This window comes from Rhodococcus sp. OS5 (genome assembly GCF_056837585.1).
Map to the genome: position 1 here is coordinate 2,561,273 of NZ_CM166368.1, position 16,099 is coordinate 2,577,371.

14 protein-coding genes are annotated in these 16,099 nt (G+C 63.3%); 8 read left to right on the plus strand and 6 right to left on the minus strand.

What is annotated here, in order from left to right; translation table 11 throughout:
- Positions 1-33: 33 nt before the first annotated feature.
- From ACVZUB_RS12105 to cofC, 3 genes are read right to left on the minus strand one after another with little or no spacing between them, the layout of a single operon-like run.
- Complete coding sequence (locus ACVZUB_RS12105; RefSeq protein WP_058038612.1) at positions 34-960, minus strand: bifunctional NUDIX hydrolase/histidine phosphatase family protein; 927 nt, start codon at positions 958-960, stop codon at positions 34-36.
- 17 nt (positions 961-977) lie between these two features.
- Entirely contained in the window at positions 978-3,221 is a 2,244-nt protein-coding gene (locus ACVZUB_RS12110; RefSeq protein WP_003942685.1) for an RNA degradosome polyphosphate kinase, read from the minus strand.
- Positions 3,222-3,272: 51 nt separating this feature from the next.
- Positions 3,273-4,022 carry a 2-phospho-L-lactate guanylyltransferase gene (cofC, locus tag ACVZUB_RS12115; RefSeq protein ID WP_482628440.1) on the minus strand — a complete coding sequence of 250 codons (750 nt, stop codon included), beginning with the start codon at positions 4,020-4,022 and terminating at the stop codon, positions 3,273-3,275.
- Between the two features lie 126 nt (positions 4,023-4,148).
- Between cofC and ACVZUB_RS12120 the strand changes: the two genes are divergently transcribed.
- From ACVZUB_RS12120 to ACVZUB_RS12130, 3 genes are all read left to right on the plus strand, one after another.
- Positions 4,149-5,147: an NAD(P)H-dependent glycerol-3-phosphate dehydrogenase gene (locus tag ACVZUB_RS12120; RefSeq protein WP_030535420.1), complete on the plus strand. Its 999-nt coding sequence runs from the start codon at positions 4,149-4,151 to the stop codon at positions 5,145-5,147.
- The gene (locus ACVZUB_RS12125; protein WP_083057460.1) at positions 5,144-6,295 is read left to right on the plus strand and encodes a cystathionine gamma-lyase; all 1,152 of its coding nucleotides are present in this window, start codon (positions 5,144-5,146) and stop codon (positions 6,293-6,295) included. Before ACVZUB_RS12120 ends, ACVZUB_RS12125 begins: the two co-directional genes overlap by 4 nt.
- A 71-nt stretch (positions 6,296-6,366) precedes the next feature.
- Complete coding sequence (locus ACVZUB_RS12130; RefSeq protein WP_042450837.1) at positions 6,367-7,473, plus strand: D-alanine--D-alanine ligase family protein; 1,107 nt, start codon at positions 6,367-6,369, stop codon at positions 7,471-7,473.
- Here the strand turns inward: ACVZUB_RS12130 and ACVZUB_RS12135 are convergent, their stop codons facing one another.
- A complete protein-coding gene (locus ACVZUB_RS12135; RefSeq protein ID WP_003942765.1) occupies positions 7,474-8,166 on the minus strand; it encodes a DUF3515 domain-containing protein in 693 nt (230 codons plus the stop codon).
- 77 nt (positions 8,167-8,243) lie between these two features.
- Here ACVZUB_RS12135 and ACVZUB_RS12140 point away from each other — a divergent pair, with 77 nt between their 5' ends.
- Genes ACVZUB_RS12140 through ACVZUB_RS12150 form a run of 3 tightly spaced genes read left to right on the plus strand, consistent with a single transcriptional unit; the run spans position 8,244 to position 10,477 of the window.
- The gene (locus tag ACVZUB_RS12140; protein ID WP_082920675.1) at positions 8,244-9,275 is read left to right on the plus strand and encodes a thiamine-phosphate kinase; all 1,032 of its coding nucleotides are present in this window, start codon (positions 8,244-8,246) and stop codon (positions 9,273-9,275) included.
- 9 nt (positions 9,276-9,284) lie between these two features.
- Positions 9,285-9,806, plus strand: a complete 522-nt coding sequence (locus ACVZUB_RS12145) for a gamma carbonic anhydrase family protein (protein WP_007729328.1) — start codon at positions 9,285-9,287, stop codon at positions 9,804-9,806.
- Complete coding sequence (locus tag ACVZUB_RS12150) at positions 9,806-10,477, plus strand: uracil-DNA glycosylase (protein ID WP_007729326.1); 672 nt, start codon at positions 9,806-9,808, stop codon at positions 10,475-10,477. Before ACVZUB_RS12145 ends, ACVZUB_RS12150 begins: the two co-directional genes overlap by 1 nt.
- Before the next feature lie 66 nt (positions 10,478-10,543).
- Here the strand turns inward: ACVZUB_RS12150 and ACVZUB_RS12155 are convergent, their stop codons facing one another.
- On the minus strand, positions 10,544-11,338 hold the full coding sequence (locus ACVZUB_RS12155; protein WP_003942812.1) for an enoyl-CoA hydratase-related protein: 795 nt from the start codon (positions 11,336-11,338) through the stop codon (positions 10,544-10,546).
- Positions 11,339-11,497: 159 nt separating this feature from the next.
- Positions 11,498-11,689: a 50S ribosomal protein L28 gene (gene rpmB, locus ACVZUB_RS12160; RefSeq protein ID WP_003942669.1), complete on the minus strand. Its 192-nt coding sequence runs from the start codon at positions 11,687-11,689 to the stop codon at positions 11,498-11,500.
- A gap of 333 nt (positions 11,690-12,022) precedes the next feature.
- Here rpmB and ACVZUB_RS12165 point away from each other — a divergent pair, with 333 nt between their 5' ends.
- Positions 12,023-13,732, plus strand: a complete 1,710-nt coding sequence (locus ACVZUB_RS12165) for a DAK2 domain-containing protein (RefSeq protein ID WP_083057458.1) — start codon at positions 12,023-12,025, stop codon at positions 13,730-13,732.
- 73 nt (positions 13,733-13,805) lie between these two features.
- Complete coding sequence (gene recG / locus ACVZUB_RS12170) at positions 13,806-16,067, plus strand: ATP-dependent DNA helicase RecG (protein WP_083057529.1); 2,262 nt, start codon at positions 13,806-13,808, stop codon at positions 16,065-16,067.
- The last annotated feature ends 32 nt before the right edge of the window (positions 16,068-16,099 follow it).

Genomic DNA, 16,099 nt, shown 5'->3' on the forward strand with positions numbered 1-16,099 from the left:
GAATCGAGCTGAGTGTCGGTTGGTCCAAATCCCTCAGGAGTTGGCGACTTTGGGGAGCGGGCTGTCGAGGTGATCCGCGGCTACCAGACGGCCGTCGAGGAACGAGAGCACCCAAGTGCTCGCCTTACGGTTGCGCGCCGAGGGCAGTGTTACACCGGCCGTATCAGCCCACCAGCGCATCAAATCGGGGATGACGCCTCCTTGGCTGCAGATTACGGGAGTGCCCTCCAGTGCGGCGATCTGCAGCGCACGCGCCCTGGCGGCGTCGGGATCGGCCTCGTAACCTTCTTCGGTCAGAAGAGGTTCCGTCGAAATCTCTACACCCAATGCCTCCGCCAATGGCATCACAGTGTCGATGCAGCGCGTACGGTCAGCCGCGAAAACCGAATCGGCTCCGAAGATTTTCAGCTGTTCGACCAAGGCGGCGGATTGCTCTTTGCCCTTGGCGTCGAGTGGACGCACATTGTCGTCGCCCTTGTATCGCTTACGGCTTCCAGCTTTTGCGTGGCGGACGAGTAATACCGTTTTCGTGTCAGGCCGAAGGGAAACGAAGCGGCGAAGAATCATTCGATCCATCGGGTAGGAAAGATGATCGGCGACCTCGGTGACCGGAAGCCAATAGAGAACATCCACTTCGCTATTCGGCCCGAAATCTCCGTCCACTGCTTCGGCCGACCAGTATTCGACCCGTTTGAGTTTGCGATGTCCCGGGATCGGGTACGTCACGCCACCGAGGTGCCTTCCGAAACGTCCGGTGATCGAGGTCTCTTCGCGGACCTCCCGAACTGCTGCGGTCAAGAAGGTCTCGCCGGGATCGAGCTTTCCTTTGGGGAATGACCAGTCGTCGTACTTCGGTCGATGTACGACGGCGATCTCGATGGCGGAAGGATCCTGAGGAGCCTTCCGCCACAGAACCGCGCCTGCGGCAAAGATGTTGGCTTTGACCGGCTTGTCGTTCATTGTGTGATCCGAGCCCGTCAAGACCCGCTGGCGGTGCGGCTGCGCATCAACGACTGTTGATGCTCACGTACGTCCTCACCGCGTTCGGGGGCAGCGACCCAACTCCCGTCCGGATGCAGTACCCAGCAGCGAGTTCGGGGATCGAGCGCGGAGTCGAAGATGTCACCGAGTTGCTTCGACAGTTTCGGGTCCTTGACCTGCACCATGACCTCGACGCGGCGATCGAGGTTGCGGTGCATCATGTCTGCGCTGCCGATCCAGAATTCGTCGGCCGAGCGGAAATGGAACATTCGCGAGTGTTCGAGGAAGCGTCCGAGAATGGAACGTACTTCGATGTTTTCGCTGAGGCCGGGAACGCCCGGCTTGAGCGCGCAGATTCCGCGGACCACGATCTCGACGGGGATACCGGCCTTGGATGCGCGGTACAACGCGTCGATGACCTGCTCGTCGACCAATGCGTTGGCCTTCAAGCGGATACCGGCATCGCGGCCTGCGAGCTTGTGAGCGATCTCGTTGTCGATCCGCTCGATGATCCCGCGGCGAACCCCGTACGGCGCTACGAGAAGGTTGCGGTAGCTCGTCTTTCGGGAGTATCCGGTCAGCGAGTTGAAGAGGTCGGTGAGGTCTGCACCGATCTCCGGTGCTGCGGTGAGCAATCCGACGTCCTCGTACATGCGCGCGGTCTTCGGGTTGTAGTTGCCCGTGCCGATGTGGCAGTAACGACGAATGGTCGAGCCCTCTCGTCTGACGACGAGGCACGTCTTGCAGTGAGTCTTGAGACCGACGAGACCGTAGACGACGTGAACGCCGGCCTGCTCGAGTTTGCGTGCCCACTTGATGTTGGCCTGCTCGTCGAAGCGGGCCTTGATCTCCACCAGCGCGACAACCTGCTTGCCCGCTTCGGCGGCGTCGATCAGTGCATTGACGATGGGGGAGTCGCCGGAAGTGCGGTACAGGGTCTGCTTGATCGCGAGCACCTGCGGGTCGGCGGCGGCCTGTTCGATGAAGCGTTGAACGCTTGTGGAAAACGAGTCGTATGGGTGGTGGACGAGCACGTCGCCTTCGCGCAGGGTCGAGAACACGCTCTTCGGAGTCTCGCGTTCACCGAACGCCGGATGCGTCGCCGGGACGAACGGAGCGTCTTTGAGAGCGGGGCGGTCGACGGCGTAAACCTGCCAGAGGCAGGACAAGTCGAGGAGACCGGAAACTTCGATCACGTCGGCCGGATCGACGTCGAGTTCACGCAGAAGCAGTTCGAGCATGTGCTCGGTCATGTCGTCGGCAACTTCGAGGCGAACGGGTGAACCGAAACGACGACGCGCCAATTCACGTTCGAGTGCCTGCAGCAGATCCTCGTCCCGATCTTCTTCGACCTCGAAATCGGCGTTGCGTGTGATTCGGAAAGCGTGATGTTCGACGATTTCCATTCCGGGGAACAGCACGTCCAGATGAGCCGAAATCAGTTCTTCCATCGGGAGGAAAGAATCGATGGTGGACGAAGATGTCGTGCTCTTGACTCGCACGAACCGGCCGACGTTGTCGGGAACCTTGACGCGAGCGAAGTGTTCGCCGCGGGTGACGGAGTCCTTCACTGTCACGGCGAGGTTGAGGCTCAGTCCGCTGATGTAGGGGAACGGGTGGGCGTGATCGACTGCCAACGGCGTCAGTACCGGGAAGACCTGCTCGTGGAAATGCGCCGAGAGCCGGCCGTGATCGTCGGCACTGAGGTCGGCCCATCGAACAATTGAAATGCCTTCTGCCGCCAGGGCAGGGCGGACTGAGTCGAGAAACACGTGTGCGTGCTTGTCGGCGAGTTCCTGGGTGCGACGCGCGATGAGCGCCAATTGTTCGCGTGGGGAGAGGCCGTCGGCGGACCTGACCGACAGTCCCGTCTCGTCGCGGCGCTTGAGTCCGGCGACCCGGACCATGAAAAATTCGTCGAGATTGGAAGCGAAGATGGCGAGGAACTTTGCGCGTTCGAGCAACGGCAGTGACTCGTCGGCGGCCAATGCGAGAACACGGGCATTGAAATCGAGCCAGCTGAGTTCGCGGTTGAGGTAACGATCCTCGGGAAGTCCGACGAGCAATTCGGGTAGCTCTGCCTTGGTAGCTGCAGGGGGAGCGCCCGGGATGTTGGTGGCGACCGCGACGGCCTGAGATCGCGGCGAGGTGGCCGCGCCGTTCTCGTGCCGGCCGGAGCTGTGGTCTCCGTCCGACTGGTCTTCGGAAATACGGTTTTCGAGTGCTTCGCCATTGCTCACTCGTCGATCATCCCCCACAATCGCGCGGTCCGACAATCGATGAAAGAAAATTCATCGACTGTTCGACGGCGTGGCCTTGAGTCTGGTCAACGAAGCCGATGTCGCGGGGCCTACTCCCAGTGCTCGCACAGTGCCGAGATCGGCATGGGTGTCGACGTCGGTGCGCAGTCCCGGCCATTGGCCGTTGAGTGGACGAGCACCTGAATTGGCATGTCCAAGTGCGGATTCCGGCCCGAACCGAGGGTCGAGCGCGCTTTCGCCGCACGCAAACAATGCGGAAGTGCCGGTGCCGTGGTGATCGACGACGACTGAACGTCCGCCGCTTCGGGCCGCGGCCACGGCCTCCGTCAGTTCGCTCGGTTGCATGGCGGGCAAGTCGGCTTGCAGCACAACGAGGTCGACCACTCCGCGCTTGGCTCGGATATCGGCGGCCGCTGCACTCAACGCCGCGTTGAGGGTTTCCTCCGTGCGCGGTGTTGCGCCGTTGGTTCGGGCGGCGTCGGGAGCTGGATCGGCGTAGACCGTCACGCCTACGGAATATGCAAGGGCGGCAACGGTGGGGTCTGGGGTGACCACTGTGACGCTGTCGATGGCCGAGACGGCTGCAACTGTGGCGAGGGTGTCGTGAAGCATGGCCAACACGAGGTCTGCACGCGCGTCCGAGTCGAGTTCGCCCGCGAGGCGGGACTTGGCCGATCTCAAGGACTTGACGGCCACTATCGCATGCATGGGGCGTTCGATCTCCGTGCGCGCATGCGGTGTCACCACGGCGTGTGGGTACGGGGGTTCCGCGCTGTCCATCCCTCGATCTTGCCAGTCATCACGCTCGGTGTCCGCGGCTGCCCACCGCAGTGCACCACAGGCGATACTCTGTGCAGACGATTTTTCTGGCGGCGACCCGCTTCGCCGGGTAGACGGGGTGAGCGTGTGAGTAAGGCAGCTGTATTGGGCGCAGGTTCGTGGGGAACGGCGTTGGCGAAGGTGATGGCCGAGGCCGGAACCGACGTGACGATGTGGGCCAGGCGTGAAGAGGTCGCGAAGCGCATCGACACCACGCACGAGAACAGCGACTATCTGCCAGGCATTGCTTTGCCTTCGTCGATTCGCGCGACCCACCACCACGAGGAGGCGATGGCAGGTGCTGACTTCATCGTGCTGGCGGTTCCCTCGCAGTCGCTACGAGCAAACCTGGAGCAGTGGAAAGGCTCGATCGGACCCGATGCGACTCTGCTGAGTCTGGCCAAGGGAATCGAGACCGGGACGCTCATGCGCATGAGCCAGGTCATCGTGTCGGTGACCGGCGTGGAACCGGGGCGCGTCGCGGTGCTCTCGGGCCCGAACCTTGCACACGAGATCGCCGGCGGGCAGCCCGCGGCGACGGTGATCGCCTGTTCGGATTCCTCGCGTGCCCTCGCTCTCCAGGATGCTTGTGCTACCGGCTATTTCAGGCCGTACACCAACTCCGACGTCATCGGATGCGAGATCGGTGGTGCGTGTAAGAACGTGATCGCGCTGGCCTGCGGCATGGCCGCCGGCAGTGGATTCGGCGACAACACGGTTGCCAGCATCATCACCCGTGGGCTCGCCGAGACGATTCGTCTCGGCGTTGCGCTCGGCGCCAAGGCGTCGACTCTTGCAGGCTTGGCGGGCGTCGGTGACCTGGTAGCGACCTGCACGTCCGAGTTGTCGCGAAACCGGACGTTCGGAGAGCGGCTCGGACGAGGCGGGTCGATGGAGTCGGCACAGAAGGCAACCAACGGTCAGGTCGCCGAGGGCGTGAAGTCGTGCACGTCGGTACGCGCACTCGCTGCCGGATACGACGTGGAGATGCCGTTGACCGACGCGGTCCACCGGGTGTGCCACGAAGGCATGGCCGTCAGCGATGCGATCGGTCAGTTGCTCGGACGCCGGACGAAGCCGGAATGAGTGAAATCGGTGTGGGTCGCTTCGAGGATTACGGGGATTCGACGCGCAGCGTGAGCGCCGTCGCGCGCGAACACGCCGCGGGTCAGCCCATGCAACTGGGCCCGATATTCGCAGCGCCGTACCAACTTTCGGCGGACGAAGGTTCCGAGTCCGATACCTATGCACGTGCATCGAACCCGGGTTGGCGCGGACTCGAATCCGCGCTCGCGGCGCTCGAGAGAGCGGACCACGCCCTCGTCATGGGATCGGGGATGTCCGCGATCACCGCTACCTTGCGCAGCGTCCTCGTCGCGGGGGATACCGTCGTCGTGCCCTCGGACGGGTATTACCAAGTGCGGTTGTACGCGAACGAGCGCCTCGCGCCGTTGGGAATCACCGTTCGCGAGGTTTCGACTCTGCAGATGGGCGACGCGAGCTTCGTAGATCTGCTCGACGCGTCACCGGGCCGCGTGGTCGTCGTCGCCGAGACGCCGTCCAACCCGGTGCTGGACGTGGTCGACCTTCGCGTGCTCGCCGACGTGTGCCACCGTTCGGGTGCGCTGCTGATCGTCGACAACACGACCGCGACACCGCTGGGTCAGCGCCCGCTCGAATTGGGTGCCGACGTCGTGGTGGCCAGCGGTACCAAGGCTCTCAGCGGGCACAGTGACCTCCTGATGGGTTACGTCGCCACCTCCGATGCGGCAGTGAGTCGGCGAATCGAGCGTGAGCGACTTCTCTCGGGAACGGTGCTCGGCCCCTTCGAGACGTGGCTTGCGCACCGGAGCCTCGGCACGGCAGGCCTGCGATTCGGGCGTCAGTGCGACAACGCGCTGGCGCTTGCCGAGATGTTGGTAAATCACAAAGCAGTCCGGTCCGTTCGTTACCCCGGCCTTCGCGGTGACCCGTCCCACGCAACGGCATCCGGTCAGATGAATCGATTCGGTGGATTGGTGAGCGTCGAGTTGGATTCGGCTCAGGCATTCCACTCGTTCGTCGAAGCGAGCGCTCTCGTCACGGCTGCTACCAGCTTCGGCGGGATCCACACGACGGCGGATCGCCGTGCGCGCTGGGGCGATCCGGTCAGTGCAGGTTTTGTCCGAATCGCTTGTGGCATCGAGGACACCGCCGATCTCCTGGCCGACATCGAGCGCGCACTCGACGCGTAAACGGGCCGGGTCGACGAAATCGGTCCGGCCCGATCGCGTGCCGCAGTCGATTCGGCGGTACGGTTTGACGCGTGAACAGCAGTCGTACCCGCGTGGCCGTGATCTTCGGTGGCCGGAGCAATGAGCATTCAGTGTCCTGTGTTTCCGCCGGAAGCGTCCTGAGCAACCTCGACCCCGATCGGTACGACGTCGTACCGATCGGCATCACCGTCGACGGTTCCTGGGTGCTCGGTTCGAGCGACCCCAGTTCCCTCGCGATCAGCGGGCGCGCGCTGCCGTCGGTCGACAAAGACGGAACGTCGGTGGTCCTCAGCGCGGACCCCACCCGCGAGGGCGAGGTCATCTCCTTCGACGGCTCCGACGCCGGTGCTGTGCTCGCGTCGGTCGACGTCGTGTTCCCCGTTCTTCATGGGGCTTACGGTGAAGACGGCACGATTCAGGGTCTGCTCGAACTTGCCGGGGTTCCGTACGTCGGACCCGGAGTTCTGGCCAGCGCCGCCGGCATGGACAAAGAGTTCACGAAGAAGCTTCTTGCTGCTGAAGGACTTCCCGTCGGAGTGCAGGTCGTGCTTCGACCGGGAACCGCAACGCTGACCGAAGAGCAGAAGGCGGAATTGGGCCTTCCGGTTTTCGTCAAGCCCGCTCGTGGAGGCTCGTCCATCGGCATCACTCGGGTGAGCAATTGGGACGGTCTGGACGGGGCGATCGCTCATGCACGCCTGCATGATCCCAAGGTGATCGTCGAAGGCGCGATCATCGGCCGCGAGGTTGAATGCGGCGTCCTCGAATTCCCGAACGGCGACGTCAAGGCGAGTGTGGTCGCCGAGATCCGGATGCCCGATTCCGACGCCGATTCGGACGCGTTCTACGACTTCGACACCAAGTACCTCGACGACGTCTGTGAATTCGACATCCCCGCGAAACTCGACGAGTCGGTGAGCGACCAGATCAGGGAGCTTGCTGTCCGCGCGTTCAAGGCACTCGATTGCCAGGGACTCTCGCGGGTCGATTTCTTCGTCACGGCTGACGGCCCGGTGATCAACGAGATCAACACGATGCCCGGGTTCACTTCCATCTCGATGTACCCGAAGATGTGGAACGCCACCGGAATCGATTACCGCACTTTGATTTCGACTCTGGTCGACACCGCCGTCGCTCGCGGCACCGGCCTTCGCTGATCAGGGAACCGCGACCGGCGCCGGGTCGAGAGGCTTCTGTTCGAGAGTCGCCGTGATGGTGTCGGAGATTTCCTGAATCGGCGTCGGACCGGTCCCGTCGGGGATCGTGATACCGATGTATTCACCGCGGTCTACGGCAAACCAAGTGCTCGCCGCCAAACCGATGTCGGTTCCCGAGACCTGGAACCACTGGACACCGTTCACGACCTGTAGTGCTGCAGCCTGGTCGAACTCGGACGGACGGTCGAGTCCGCAGCGCAAGACGATCGGCTCTCCTTCGCTGCGCTGCCACGCTGCCGCACCGGCCGGAGCAGGTTCCACCAATTCGGCTTTCGTGAAGTCGTCGATCTTGTCGGGGAGCGCGCCGAGAAGGGAAACGCAGGCCGGCGACTCCGCTGCCGGTGCCGGTACGGGTCCCAATGCAACCGGCGAGAGTTCAGGGTTGTTTCCCGCGACGACGGCCGCGATCACTACTCCGACGATCAGGGCTACCGGGAGTGCGATGGCGGTGGCGATCAGCGCCGGACTGCGGCGCTCTGACGGATCGTCGTCGCCGTCGGGGTCGATGTCGGCGTTGTCTGCGGTGGAGGTGTTTTCTGCCATGCTCAGTTCTTCGCTCGGGTCCTGGTCCAGTCGATCAGCGGTCTTGTCACTTCTGAGAGCATGTCGGTGAATCGGTAGGATTGCCGACACACGCGTGAGCTTGCAGAAGCATTCACGACCACAGCTAGAAGGTACCGCAGGCCGCTTACGAGCGAATTGCGTCGGCATTGGAGAGACTCATCGCATCATCGGAGTTCACTGCATCATCGGAGTTCGGGTCGGAGCCCACTGTCGAGCAGGTGGGGGAGTTCGACGTGATCGCGCGATCTCTTCTCGGCCGAATCCAACCGGTCACCACTGAATTGGGGCCGGGTGACGATGCCGCCATCGTGACTTCCGGAGACGGCCGTGTGGTTGTCTCGTCCGACATGTTGGTCGAAGGTCGACATTTCCGAATGGATTGGTCTTCACCACGCGACATCGGCCGGAAGGCAGTGGCACAGAACGCTGCTGATGTGGTCTCGATGGGAGCGCGGCCGACGGCCTTCACGGTGTCTCTGGGGTGCCCGCCTTCGACACCCGTCGACGTGGTCGACGCAATCTCCGCGGGAATCTGGGACGCGGCAACCGATCTGGGTGCCGGTGTGGTCGGCGGTGACCTGGTCCAGTCACCGGTGATCGTGGTGTCGGTGACCGTGCTCGGCGATCTCGGTGGCCGTGCGGCAGTTCTGCGTTCGGGAGCAAAGATCGGTGACAAGATCGCGGTCGCCGGGTTGTTCGGTTGCTCGGCAGCAGGGTTGGCACTACTACTCGACGAAGCCGTACTGCTCGACAAGCCCGCAAACTTTCCAGATTTGCTTGCCTCCCATCGCGTTCCGAATCCGCCGTATCAATCGGCATGGGACGCCGCAGAATCAGCACATTCCATGACGGACGTGTCCGACGGATTGATCGCGGACCTCCGACATCTCGCAGAGGCCTCGCACGTGCGGTTCGACATCTTCTCGGCTGCGGTTCCGACCTCACCGGATGTCGCATCGGCGGCCGAGGCGCTCGACGTCGATCCGCTGGACTGGATCCTCTCCGGTGGTGAAGATCACGGATTCGCAGCAACTTTCGGGCCTGAGGTCGAGATTCCGTCGGGTTGGATCGTGATCGGTGAGGTTGCCGCCGGTTCGGGCGTGAGCGTCGACGGTTCGCTTCGCGAGAGCGACGGGGGCTGGCACAGCTTTTCGACCACCGGTACCACCGCGGTATAGGTTGCTTTCATGGCTGTATACGCACTTGGAGACAGAGTTCCGGACATTCATCCGGACGCATACGTCCACCCGGACGCGGTGGTGATCGGCGCCGTGACTCTCGCAGCGGGTACCTCGATCTGGCCGCAAGCGGTATTGCGTGGTGACTACGGAACCATTTCGGTGGGAATCGGATCGAACATCCAGGACGGAACCGTCATCCATTGCACCGCCATCGATGCGACTGTCATCGGTTCCGGTTGCGTCGTGGGCCACAACGCGCACATCGAGGGATCGACCATCGAGGACCATTGCCTGATCGCGTCGGGGTCAGTTGTTCTCAACGGAACGGTGATCGGGACGGGGTCGATCGTCGCCGCGGGTGCGGTGGTGGCCAACAAGATGCAGGTTCCCCCGCGCAGCATGGCACTCGGTGTGCCCGCCAAGGTCCGTGCGGGATACGAAGTTCCGCTCGGCCACCTCGACGGAAACGTCAAGATGTACGCAGCCAATGCGGCGTACTACCGCGACGCGTTGCGCAGGCTCGACTGATGGCGCCGCTTGCAGAGATCGTCGATCCAGGGTGGGCGCGGGCACTCGAACCGGTCTCGGAGCAGATCTCCGCGATGGGTAAGTTCTTGCGCGAAGAGATCGCTGCGGGACGGGAGTACCTGCCGGCGGGGGAGAACGTCTTGCGTGCGTTCACGAACCCTTTCGAGGACGTTCGAGTGCTCATCGTCGGTCAGGACCCTTATCCGACGCCCGGTCACGCTGTCGGGTTGAGCTTTTCGGTTGCACCGGACGTGCGGCCGGTTCCGCGAAGTCTCGGCAACATCTACAAGGAGTATCACCAGGATCTCGGGTTGCCGATACCGCCGAACGGCGATCTGACACCGTGGTCGAAACAAGGTGTGCTGCTTCTCAATCGCGTTCTCACCGTGCAGCCGGGTCAAGCCGCTTCTCATCGTAAGAAGGGCTGGGAGCCGGTGACCGAGCAGGCTATCCGCGCTCTGGTCGCGCGGTCGTCGCCGATGGTGGCGATCTTGTGGGGTCGTGACGCGGCCACTCTCGCGCCGATGCTCGGCGACACACCGATCATCGAATCCGCGCACCCGTCACCGCTTTCGGCCTCGCGTGGCTTCTTCGGTTCGCGCCCCTTCAGTCGTGCGAACGAACTCTTGACCGGACTCGGAGCCGATCCGGTCGACTGGAATCTGGGCTGATCGAACGGTGTCTGCACGAACCGGCCTGCCGAACGTCGAGTCGCGACGTTCGGCACGGCAGTTCGACTAGGCCTGCTTTGCGGAAGTGAAATCGGGCCGACGCTTGTCGACGAACGCGTCGACGCCCTCGCGTCCGATCGGGCTGTTCGCTGCGATGGCGATGGACGCGGCTTCGGCGTCGAGTTGCTCGGCGAGCGAGTTCGTCCGCGACGAACGCAGCAGTGCTTTGATTCCCGAGTACGACGTACTCGGTCCGTTGGCCAGAGCGCGGGCGAGGCGAGCTGCCTCTTCTTGGACCTCGTCGTCGCCGACGAGTCGGGTGAGGATCCCCAGGCGGACGGCTTCGTCGCCACCGATCACCGAATCGTTGAGAAGAATCTCGCGAGCGCGTGCCACGCCGACGATGCGTGGAAGCGTCCACGACATTCCGCCGTCCGGGGTGAAACCGATGGAGGGGTACGCGGGGCGAAGCTTGGTGCCGGTGCCGCCGATTGCGACGTCGGCGAGGCAGACCAGGCTCATTCCGGCGCCGGCAGCCCATCCGTGGACCCCGGCCACCACTGGAGCGGTCGCAGCGTCGAGCGCGCGAACGAACACGTGGAAGACGCGGGCAACCTCGGCGACGTACTCGCCGCGGTCAGGGGCTGCGGCGAACGCACGGACGTTGCCGCCGGCACAGAAGTTTGCGCCTTCGCCGACCAGAAGGATGCTCCCGATGTCGTTTCCGACTGTCTCGAGCGCCTGCGCGCCCTGAACCAGTCCTTCGTCGTCGAGGGAGGTGCCGTTGGCGGCGGTGGAAATGGTGATGCGGAGTACGCCCTCGTCGAGGGTCACTTTGCTCAGGTCATCGATGGAAGTCACTCAACGCACATTACGGGTGTCGGACAGCCATGCGAAACACGGGGACACATAGATACAGCCACATAGATACAGCCACATAGATACAGCCACATAGATACAGCTCTGCCCCCGTCACCGAAGTGACGGGGGCAGAGCCTGCAATAGTTTGTGCTCGGGCAATCAGCCCCGAGCGACCTTGCCTGCCTTCAGGCAGGAGGTGCACACGTTGACCTTACGGGTGTTACCCGGGGCAACCTCGGTACGAACAGACTGAATGTTCGGGTTCCAGCGACGATTGGTACGCCGGTGCGAGTGCGAGACCGACTTACCGAAGCCGGGCCCCTTGGCGCATACGTCGCAGACGGCAGCCATAGTCGCGAACTCCTTGTTAGAAATGAATATTGAAGTGGTTACCCTACACGGTAGGGCAGCCAGAATTACAATCCGAATATACTCGACTTCGAACCGATCCTTGACCGCTCACTGTGCAGTCGAACGTGAAAACAGTCAATCAGCAACAAACAAAGTGCAGCATTATTTCGTGTAGCCCGTTCGAGGCAACCGTGTAAGAGTAACCGCTTCCGGCCCGAATGGCCAAACCGCCCGGTAATGACGGTTGCGCAGAAGCGTCGGACTACCCTCGACTGCACCGATCACCGATCTCTTTTTCATCGTCAGTCTTTCCATCGTCGAGGGGAACCGTCAGTGGGGGAAGTGCAACGCGTCGCCGAAGAAGCGGAATCCGTCGCGGACGGACATCTGCTGCGGCGCTGGGCCCGCCGGGCGGTCGACAGCCTCCAGAAACGTCGCGGTGAGATCAACAACCTCAACGTCTTTCCCATCCCTGATTCGGATACCGGCACCAATCTGCTGTTCACGATGCGGGCTGCACTCGATTCCGCTGAGACGATCGAGGACGACGTCCGCAGTGCGGGCCGCGTCGCCAACGCTCTGGCTCGGGGCGCCGTGTCCGGTGCTCGCGGTAATTCCGGAGTGATCCTCTCCCAGGTGATCCGGGGCATCGCCGAGAGCGTTCAAGGTGAGCACATCGACGGCCGAAGCTTCGCGAACTCGCTGACCACGGCGACGACGCTGGCCTCTCGGGCTGTCTCCGATCTGGTGGAAGGCACCATCGTCACGGTATTGCGCGCATCGGGAGTAGCAGCGCAGGAGTGCGTCGACACCAGGACACCGAGCGGCGAGGATCTTGCATCCGTGGTTGCCGCCGCTGCCGACGCCGCTGCGGTCGCACTGAACAAGACGCCGGAGCAACTGGACGTTCTCGCGTCCGCCGGGGTGGTCGATGCCGGGGGATTCGGTCTGGTTCTGATCCTCGACGCCTTTGTCGAGGTGCTGACCGGGAAGCCGCAGGTTCGCGAAGATCTGGGGACGCCGGACCCGAGGTCGAGCGCAGTTGTCGACGTCAGCGCATTCGATCACGATTGGGCTCACAAGAGCCCGATCGAATGTGGTGATCACTCGGAACAGGATTTCGAGGTCATGTACCTCGTCGACGACTCCGACGACGATCGCATGACGGCGCTGCGCACGCGGCTGTCCGTCCTCGGAGATTCGACGGTCATCGTCAGCGACGGTTTCGGCGGCTGGTCGGTGCACGTGCATTGCTGCGATGCCGGTGCAGCCGTGGAAGCCGGCCTCGAGGCCGGGAAGGTGCACGGTATTCGCATCAGCAGTTTTCTCGTCGACGAACGCGACCAGTTGGTGGCACGGGCGGAGAGGCGATTCCCCGGGGCCGGCGCGCGCGGCGTACTGGCCGTCGTTGCCGGTGACAGCGCGGCGGCGTTGTTCGAGAGTGAGGGTGCGACGGTTCTTCGGTGCGACGATGCGCCGGTGACACGCGCACAACTGCTCGGCCGCATTCGTCAGATGGAACGCAGCGAAGTTCTGGTGCTGCCGAACGGCGCCTTGACCGCTCAGGAACTCGTCGCAGTCAGTGCTGCTGCACGCGATCCGCTTCACCAGGTTCTGCTGCTGTCGACGTCGTCGATGGTCCAGGGCCTGGCAGCACTTGCCGTTCACGACCCTCAGCGCAACGTCGCCGACGACGGCTTCACGATGTCCGAGGCGGCGGCCGCCACGCGATGGGGATCGTTGCGGATCGCGGTCGAGCGTTCGCTGACCTACGTCGGGACATGTGATCCGGGTGACGCGATCGGTCTGATGGGGCACGAGGTGGTGCTCATCGGTCCCGACGTCGCGGAGTCGAGTGCGCGACTGGTCGACCTCGCGCTCGGATCCGGTGGCGAACTCGTGACCCTACTCATGGGCGCAGACGCGCCGGACGACCTGGCCGGGCAGCTCGAGGCGCACGTCGTCGCGCACCACCCGGGCGTCGACGTGCTCGTCTATCAGGGTGATCAGCCGGGTGACCTGTTCCAGTTGGGTGTGGAGTGATCGAACCGGGTCTGTCGGTGACTGCTGATATACGAACACATGTGCTTACCGCGACACTGTGCTGGAGGAACTGATGGCGACGCTCGCCGACCCACTCGATCGGCTGCTGGGAAAGAAGACCGCGGACGCGCTCGACGAGGCATTCGAGATCCGCACCGTCGAGGACCTGCTGCGTCACTACCCACACCGGTACGCGTCGGCAGGCAAGGAGCTTGCCGAGAAGGAGCCGCCCGAGGGTGAGCACATCACCATCATCGCGCGGGTGGCGTCGGCGGCCGTCGTGAAGATGAAGAACCGTCCGGGGCAGATGTTGCGAGTATCGCTGGCGACTGATTCGCAGACCGTGGACGTCACGTTCTTCAACCCGCAGAAGGTGCGGCACGTCATCAAGCCCGGCGTTCGGGCGATGTTCTCCGGGACGGTGAAGTACTTCCGCGGCAAGTGGTCTCTCACTCATCCGAGCTACCTGATTCTCCCGGAACCTCGTGTCGGCGAAGAGGAGTCGGTAGTTCCGCTTGCATCCATCAAGGGAGCCGGTGACCTTGCGGGCCTGGCTCGCGCAAATCAGGATCCCGGCGCCGAACTCGATCTGTCCGTCTTCGACCGCGCGTTGATCCCGCTGTACCCGGCGACCCGCGAGGTCGAGAGCTGGACCATCATGCGGTGCGTGCGGCAAGTGCTCGACCAACTCGATCCGATCGAGGAGCCGTTGCCCGCCGAGACTCGGGCCGAGCACGGATTCATCGGTTTGGACGAGGCGCTGCGCACCGTTCACCTGCCAGATACCAAGGAAGACATCGAACGAGCACAGGATCGTCTGCGTTTCGACGAGGCGCTGTCTCTGCAGTTGGTCCTCGCGATGCGTCGTCACGACAATTCCGAGCGTGTGGCTCCGGCCTGCGCTCCGGTCGCCGGCGGGATCGCGGACCAGTTCGAGGAGATGCTCCCGTTCACTCTGACGGAGGGACAGCAAGCAGTCGCGGAGGAGATCTCCACCGACCTTGCCCGCCCACACCCGATGAGCCGCCTTCTTCAGGGCGAGGTCGGGTCAGGCAAGACGATCGTGGCTCTGCGCGCGATGCTGCAGGTCGTCGATGCGGGTTATCAGTGCGCATTGCTCGCACCCACCGAGGTCCTGGCAAATCAGCACGCGCGATCACTGCGCAAGATGATGGGCTCGCTGGCTGCAGGTGGTGAACTCGGTTCTGCCGAACATTCCACCCGTATCGCCCTTCTTACCGGCTCGCTGCCAGTCGCTGCGAAGCGCGCAGCGCTGCTCGAAGCCGTGACCGGCGACGCCGGGATCGTCATCGGTACCCATGCGCTCATTCAGGACAACGTCGAGTTCTTCAACCTCGGCATGGTTGTCGTCGACGAGCAACACCGCTTCGGCGTCGAGCAACGTGATCAGTTGCGATCACGTGGCCGTGAAGGACTGAGTCCGCATCTGCTGGTGATGACGGCAACGCCGATTCCGCGAACCATCGCCATGACGGTGCTCGGCGACCTCGAGGTCTCGACCCTGCGAGAGCTTCCACGTGGGCGAACCCCGATCAAGAGCAGTGTCGTGCCCGCGAAGCAGAAGCCGCAGTGGGTCGATCGCGCATGGGAACGAATCCGTGAGGACGTAGCCGACGGCCGTCAGGCGTATGTCGTGTGCTCGCGGATCGGTGACGGCGAGCAGGGTGCAGGCGAAGACCAGTTCACCGAGGAGAAGCAGCCCGAGACCAAGTCGGCGGTCGACGTCTTCGAAGAGTTGTCGAGTGGTCCGCTGGCCGATCTGCGAGTCGGGTTGCTGCACGGTCGACTGCCTTCCGACGAAAAGGACGTGGTGATGAGCGCGTTCAACGTCGGTGACATCGACGTCCTCGTCTGTACGACCGTTGTCGAAGTCGGTGTCGACGTTCCGAACGCGACGGTGATGGTGATCGTCGACGCCGAGCGGTTCGGCGTCAGTCAGCTCCATCAGTTGCGTGGCCGCGTCGGTCGAGGGAAACACCAGGGCCTGTGCATCCTCGTCACCGGAAGCAATCCCGGGGGGCCGGCGTACGAGCGGCTCTCGGCGGTGGCAGCGACCAACGACGGGTTCGAACTGGCTCAACTCGACCTCGCGACCAGACGTGAAGGAGACATCCTCGGTGCGGCGCAGTCGGGCACAACCTCGAATCTGCGGCTGCTTTCCCTCATGGCCCATGGAGACATCCTCGAGTCCGCCAGGGAGTTCGCTCAGGGAATCGTCGACTCCGATCCGTCGCTCGACGGTCATCCCGCCCTCGCTTCCATGGTGACCGCCGCCCTGGACTCCGACCGGATCGAGTACCTCGAGAAGTCGTGAAGGGTATGACGACAAGCTGAAATCGAATAGCA